Source organism: Pseudomonas sp. UBA3153, assembly GCF_002364635.1.
GTDB classification, from domain to species: domain Bacteria; phylum Pseudomonadota; class Gammaproteobacteria; order Pseudomonadales; family Pseudomonadaceae; genus Pseudomonas_O; species Pseudomonas_O kuykendallii.
The window spans coordinates 54,316-60,315 of record NZ_DEYR01000046.1; the positions used below are offsets into that span (position 1 = coordinate 54,316).

Annotated in this window: 7 protein-coding genes; 3 read left to right on the forward strand and 4 right to left on the reverse strand. The window is 62.9% G+C overall.

All coding sequences use genetic code 11. The annotated features are described in order from the left end of the window. The first annotated feature begins 154 nt into the window (after positions 1 to 154). Both B2X67_RS12125 and B2X67_RS12130 read left to right on the forward strand, forming a co-directional pair. The gene (locus B2X67_RS12125) at positions 155 to 1,222 is read left to right on the forward strand and encodes a phosphotransferase family protein (protein WP_286785633.1); all 1,068 of its coding nucleotides are present in this window, start codon (positions 155 to 157) and stop codon (positions 1,220 to 1,222) included. A 23-nt stretch (positions 1,223 to 1,245) separates the two neighbouring features. Continuing rightward, positions 1,246 to 2,013, forward strand: coding sequence for an SDR family oxidoreductase (locus B2X67_RS12130; RefSeq protein WP_090230437.1), 768 nt, complete (start codon positions 1,246 to 1,248; stop codon positions 2,011 to 2,013). A gap of 67 nt (positions 2,014 to 2,080) precedes the next feature. Here B2X67_RS12130 and B2X67_RS12135 read toward each other — a convergent pair whose 3' ends face one another. The 4 genes from B2X67_RS12135 to B2X67_RS12150 are packed head-to-tail and all read right to left on the reverse strand — an operon-like array spanning position 2,081 to position 4,708. Further along, positions 2,081 to 3,415 (reverse strand): ATP-binding protein, encoded by a 1,335-nt coding sequence (locus tag B2X67_RS12135; RefSeq protein WP_286785634.1) that lies wholly within the window; start codon positions 3,413 to 3,415, stop codon positions 2,081 to 2,083. After that, positions 3,412 to 4,080 (reverse strand): response regulator transcription factor, encoded by a 669-nt coding sequence (locus B2X67_RS12140; protein ID WP_286785635.1) that lies wholly within the window; start codon positions 4,078 to 4,080, stop codon positions 3,412 to 3,414. Before B2X67_RS12140 ends, B2X67_RS12135 begins: the two co-directional genes overlap by 4 nt. Then, on the reverse strand, positions 4,080 to 4,397 hold the full coding sequence (locus tag B2X67_RS12145; protein WP_286785636.1) for a PepSY domain-containing protein: 318 nt from the start codon (positions 4,395 to 4,397) through the stop codon (positions 4,080 to 4,082). The genes B2X67_RS12140 and B2X67_RS12145 overlap by 1 nt, the downstream gene beginning before the upstream one ends. Beyond that, positions 4,397 to 4,708 (reverse strand): PepSY domain-containing protein, encoded by a 312-nt coding sequence (locus B2X67_RS12150; RefSeq protein WP_090230426.1) that lies wholly within the window; start codon positions 4,706 to 4,708, stop codon positions 4,397 to 4,399. The genes B2X67_RS12145 and B2X67_RS12150 overlap by 1 nt, the downstream gene beginning before the upstream one ends. A gap of 175 nt (positions 4,709 to 4,883) precedes the next feature. Between B2X67_RS12150 and B2X67_RS12155 the strand changes: the two genes are divergently transcribed. After that, positions 4,884 to 5,963 (forward strand): patatin-like phospholipase family protein, encoded by a 1,080-nt coding sequence (locus tag B2X67_RS12155; protein ID WP_286785637.1) that lies wholly within the window; start codon positions 4,884 to 4,886, stop codon positions 5,961 to 5,963. The last annotated feature ends 37 nt before the right edge of the window (positions 5,964 to 6,000 follow it).

Consider the following 6,000-nt stretch of genomic DNA (forward strand, 5'->3'; position numbering starts at 1 on the left):
ACTCCGGTTTTTTATTGCCCGGACGGCGATCAGGCAATCTGATCGGCCGGCAACACGCTGGTCTATAACGGCCCGCATGCCTTGTGAAGGCTTCGGCAAGCGCATTAGATTGTCCAATAATCAAAGGCGCCGATCATAAGTAGAAGGGATAAACATGACGCTGACTGATCAATCCACCGGCATCCGCGATGGCGAGGAACTCGACCCCGCCGCCGTCGACGCCTACCTCAAGACGCAAATCCCCAGCCTGCATGGTACGCCGCGCATCAGCCAGTTCCCCGGCGGCGCCTCCAACCTTACCTATCTGCTGGAGTACCCGGACCAGGAGTTCGTGCTGCGCCGACCGCCGTTCGGGCACAAGGCGAAGTCCGCGCATGACATGGGGCGCGAGTTCCGCATCCTCAACCAGCTGCGCGACGATTTCCCCTACTGCCCGAAAGCCTACGTGCACTGCCTCGACGAGTCGATCATCGGCGCCGAGTTCTACGTGATGGAACGGGTCAGGGGAATCATCCTGCGCGCCGACCTGCCGGCCGAACTGAACCTCGACGAAACCCGCACCCGCGCGCTGTGCAAGAGCTTCATCGACAAGCTGGTCGACCTGCACAACGTCGATTACCAGGCCTGCGGCCTGGGCGACCTCGGCAAGCCGGAAGGTTACGTGCAGCGCCAGATCGGCGGCTGGAGCGATCGCTACGAGAAAGCCCTGACGCCTGACGCGCCGAGCTGGGAGCCGGTGAAGGCCTGGCTGAAGGACAAGATGCCGGCCGATCATCCCAAGCCCGGCATCGTCCACAACGACTACCGCTTCGACAACGTGATCCTCGACCCGAATGATCCGATGCGCATCATCGGCGTTCTCGACTGGGAGCTGACCACCATCGGCGATCCGCTGATGGACCTGGGCAACACCCTCGCCTACTGGATCGAGGCCGGCGACCCGGCGCCGGTCCAGCTGATGCGCCGCCAGCCGAGCAACGCACCTGGCATGCTGACGCGCCAGGAGTTCGTCGACTATTACGCCGAACGGGCCGGCATCGACATACCCAGCTTCGACTTTTACTACACCTACGGCCTGTTCCGGCTGGCCGGCATCGTCCAGCAGATCTACTACCGCTTCTACCACGGGCAGACGCAGGACAAGCGCTTCGCCCAGTTCGTCCAGATGAACAAACTGCTCGAGCACATGAGCCTGCAAGTCATCGGCAAGTCTCGGCTCTAACGACCAATAACAAGGGGAACCCCATGTCCAAGACGCACCTGTTCGACCTCGACGGCAAAATCGCCTTCGTCTCCGGCGCCAGCCGCGGTATCGGCGAAGCGATCGCCAAACTGCTCGCCCAGCAAGGCGCCCATGTCATCGTGTCGAGCCGCAAGATCGATGGCTGCCAAGCCGTGGCCGACGCGATCACCGCCGAAGGGGGCAAGGCCACCGCCATCGCCTGCCACATCGGCGAAATGGAACAGATCCAGAGCGTGTTCGCGCAGATTCGCGAGCAGTTCGGGCGCCTGGACATCCTGGTCAACAACGCCGCCACCAACCCGCAGTTCTGCAACGTGCTGGACACCGACCTCTCTGCCTTCCAGAAGACCGTCGACGTGAACATCCGCGGCTATTACTTCATGTCCATCGAAGGCGGCAAGCTGATGAAGGAAAACGGCGGAGGCAGCATCATCAACGTCGCCTCGATCAACGGCGTTTCGCCGGGCGAGTTCCAGGGCATCTACTCGGTGACCAAAGCGGCGGTGATCAGCATGACCAAGGTATTCGCCAAGGAATGCGCGCAGTTCGGTATCCGCTGCAACGCCCTGCTGCCGGGCCTTACCGATACCAAGTTCGCCTCCGCGCTGACCAAGAACGACAGCATCCTGAAGATGGCGCTGCAACGCATCCCGCTCAAGCGCGTCGCCGACCCGAGCGAAATGGCCGGCACCGTGCTCTACCTCGCCAGCGATGCGTCCAGCTACACCACCGGCGTGGCCCTTAACGTCGACGGTGGCTTCCTCTCCTGACCCTGCCGTAACCCGGATGTCGAATCCGCCCGGTCCGCATCGCGTGCCGGGCGGATTGCATTCTGGCTCAGGAAGGGTCAGCCCCGCCGGCCGACGCAGGTAGCCGGATACTCACGCGCAACCCGCCCAGCGGGCTATCGAGCAGATCGATATAGCCCCGCCACGCCTCCACGATATCGCGGACGATGCTCAGGCCAAGGCCATGGCCGCTGACCTGCTCGTCGAGTCGAACCCCTCGCCCCAACGCGTCGTCACGGCGGCTCGTCTCGATTCCGGGGCCGTCGTCATCGATCAGCAGGACGATCCCGCCGCGCGCTTCGAGCACCTGCAGGCGCACCTTCGAATCGGCCCATTTGCAGGCGTTGTCCAGCAAATTGCCCAGCAACTCCAGCACGTCCTCGCGATCACGCTGAATGCTCAGCTGGGACTCGGCCTCCCAGCTCAGCTCGCAAGCCTGACCGTGAATCATCTGCAGGGTCGCGAAAAGCGCGGGCAGCTCCCGGGCGCAGACGAATTGCGCGCCCGGCAGGACCTCGCCGGCCAGCCGCGCGCGGCCCAGCTCACGAGACAGGCGCTGCTCGATCTGCTCCAGCTGCTCGCGCAAGGTCTGACGCAACGCCGGATGGGCATCGAACTCGCTTCGCGCAAGCAAACTGACCAGTACCGCCAGCGGCGTTTTCAGCGCGTGACCGAGGTTGCCGAGGGCATTGCGCGAGCGTTGCAGGGTCTGTTCGGTGTGCTCGAGCAAGTGGTTGATCTGCCTGACCAGAGGCTCCAGCTCGTCGGGGACGTCGGAATCGAGGGTGCCGCGGCGGCCATCCTGAAGCTGCGCGATCTGTACTCGGGCGCGCTCGAGCGGCCGCAGCGCGCGTCGAACGGTAAGCCGGTGCAGCAGCAGGATCAGCAACAAGGTCCCCGCGCCGAGTGCCAGCCCGACGATACGGACGCGTCGGAAACTGTCGAGAATCGGCGTGTAGTCCTGTGCCACCGTTATCGACAGCGAGCGCCCGAGCCGCTGGTAGTCGGCGCGATAGACCAGCAACTGCTGCGCCTGCGGACCGTTCGCCAGCGCCTCCATCAGGCCCGGTTTTTCCGGCAACGGGAGCGTGCTGTCCCACAGCGATCGCGAGCGCCAGGTCTTGCCGTCCACATTGATATGGAAATAATGACCCGAAAGCGGCTGCTGGAAGGCCGGGCTTACCCGCGACTCGTCCAGTTGCGGGCCATTCTGGCCGCGTACCAGCGCCGCGAGCAGCGCCTCGCTGTCGTCCCGCAGGTTGTCTTCCAGGTAACGACGCAGGCCCGACTCGAAAAGCCAGAGGCTCGTCTGCGCAAGAAGCAGCCCCACCACCAGAAGCGCACCGCCGAGCCCGAGTCCAAGACGCCGCTGAATCGACCTCAAGCCTGGATACCGGCGAAGCGATAGCCCTGTCCGCGACGGGTCTCGATCACCTCGCGGCCAAGCTTGCCGCGCAGGCGGTTCACGTGGACCTCGAGCACATTCGAGTCGCGCTCGGTCTCGCCGTCATAGAGGTGCTCGGCCAGGCGGGTTTTCGAAAGAATTTGCCCAGGATGCAGCATGAAGTATCGCAACAGGCGGAATTCGCCCGCGGTCAGCTCGGTGACGCGATTCTCCAGGCTCACCGTCTGCTCGGATTCGTTCAGCTGCAGCCCCGATGCCTCCAGGTGCGGCTGATTGGCCAGCCCGTGAGAACGCCGCAACAGCGCCTGGATACGCAGTTGCAGTTCCTCGGGGTGGAAGGGTTTGGTGACATAGTCGTCGGCGCCGGCCTTGAGCCCATCGATGCGTTCGGCCCAGGAACCACGCGCGGTGAGGATCAGCACGGGTACGCTCAGTCCCCCTGCGCGCCACTCGGCGAGCAGTTCGCGGCCGGGCTTACCGGGCAACCCCAGGTCGAGGATGATCAGGTCATAGGGCTCGCTCGCCCCTTGATAGAGCGCGTCGCGACCGTCCGCCAGCCAATCCACGGCGTAGCCCTTGGCGCTGAGATCGGCAATCAGTTCATCGGCCAGCGGTACGCTGTCCTCCACTAGCAACAGGCGCATCAGTCGTCTTCCTCGTCCTTCAGAATCCTGCCCGTCGACGCATCGAGCTCGATCTCGCGCACCACGCCTTCGCTGGTGAGCAGCTCGATCTCATAGACGAGCACGTCGTCCTCTTCCTCAAGCTCAGCCTCCAGCAAACGCGCCCCGGGATGGCGTCCCAGGGCGTTTTGCAGCAGCGTTTCCAGCGGCTGAATGATGCCTTTCTCACGCAAGCGCAGAGCCTCGTCCTGGTCCAGGTCACGTGCGGAAGCAGGCACGACCAGGGCCAGAACAAAAGAGGCGAACAGCACCGAGCCGAAAGGGGTAAATCGCTTCATCAATCGTCCTGGTGATCCTTCAGTACTTGGCCATTGGTGGCGTCAAGCTCGAGGTCCCACTGGATACCCTGCTTGTCGCGCAGCTCTACCTTGTACAGATAGCGCCCATATTCTTCTTCCAATTCGGTTTCCTCGATCACCGAACCTGGGTGTTTGGCCAACGCGGCCTGGTTCAGCTTCTCGAAATTCTGGACCGTGCCGGCGTCACGCAGTTTCAGCGCTTCATCCGGGCCGAGGTCCTTGGCCTGCGCCAGGCTGGTAAGGGAGGCGAAGGCGGCAGCGGCAAAAAGGGCAGTGATCTTGGCATTCATCTTTTGGATTCCTGTGTTTTGTTTGGACAAGCACAGACTATCCAACGCCGCTTAACTCAAACTGAACCGTAGTTACGAAGCATCCGACGAGGAGATGCCCATCATTCGGCCCATGAAGGTTTCTTGGGTGAGCCGTACGAATCCTTATAATCGTGCGCTAGAACCGGAGCCCAGCATGACCGCCATCCATATCAAATTCCCTGCGCTTTCCCTCCGCGCCGGAGCGCGAGCCCTGACACGCATACGCGAGCGGGGTTTGCACGCCGAGGACGTCGGCATCTTACCCGGAGCGGCCGGCGGCCCCAAGGCACTGGGTATCCAGGGATTGGACCTCGCACTGTTCGGGGAGTGGCTACCTGGCGCGCCGCGGGAACGGTCGCTGATTGGCGCATCGATCGGTTCCTGGCGCTTCGCCAGTGCCTGCCTGTCCGACCCGGTCGACGGAATTCGTCGACTGGGCGAGCTTTACACATCGCAGCGCTTCGCCAAGGGCGTGAGCATGGCCGAAGTCAGCCGCGCCTGTATCCGCATGCTGGATGAACTGCTCGCCGGCCAGGATGCAGACATCCTGAATTCACCGCTGAATCGGCTGAACATCGTGGTGGTGAAAAGCAACGGGCTGCTGTCCGCCGATCACCGAGGCCGCCTCGGCCTTGGTCTCTCGACGGTGGCCGGCAGCAATCTGCTGGGCCGCCCTCGCCTCGCCCGCCATTTCGAGCGCGTCATTCTGCACGACAGTCGCCTGCCACCTCCGCTAGCCGCGCTCAGCGACTTTCCCTCACGCTACCTGCCGCTGGACACCGGCAACCTGCGCCAGGCACTACTGGCATCGGGCTCGATTCCCATGGTCATGGAAGGAGTGAAAGATATTCCCGGCCTGGGCCCCGGGACCTATCGAGACGGTGGCCTGCTCGACTACCACCTCGACCTTCCCTATACGGGAGAAGGTGTAGTGCTTTACCCGCACTTCACCGATAAGGTCATTCCTGGCTGGTTCGACAAAGCGCTTCCCTGGCGAAAGGGCTGCAGCGAACGCCTTCAAAACGTCCTGCTGGTTTCCCCTTCGAAGGATTATCTAGGTCGTCTTCCCCACGGCAAGCTGCCGGACCGCAAGGACTTCACCCGCTTCCTGGGCGACGACCTGGGTAGAGAGCGCTACTGGCGAAAGGCTATGGAAGAAAGTGACAGGCTAGGCGACGAATTCATAGAACTGACGCAAAACGGACGACTCCACGAGCAACTCCAGCCGCTTTGACGGGTTATGTGAGCGCAGATCCAGCCGCATGATCGGC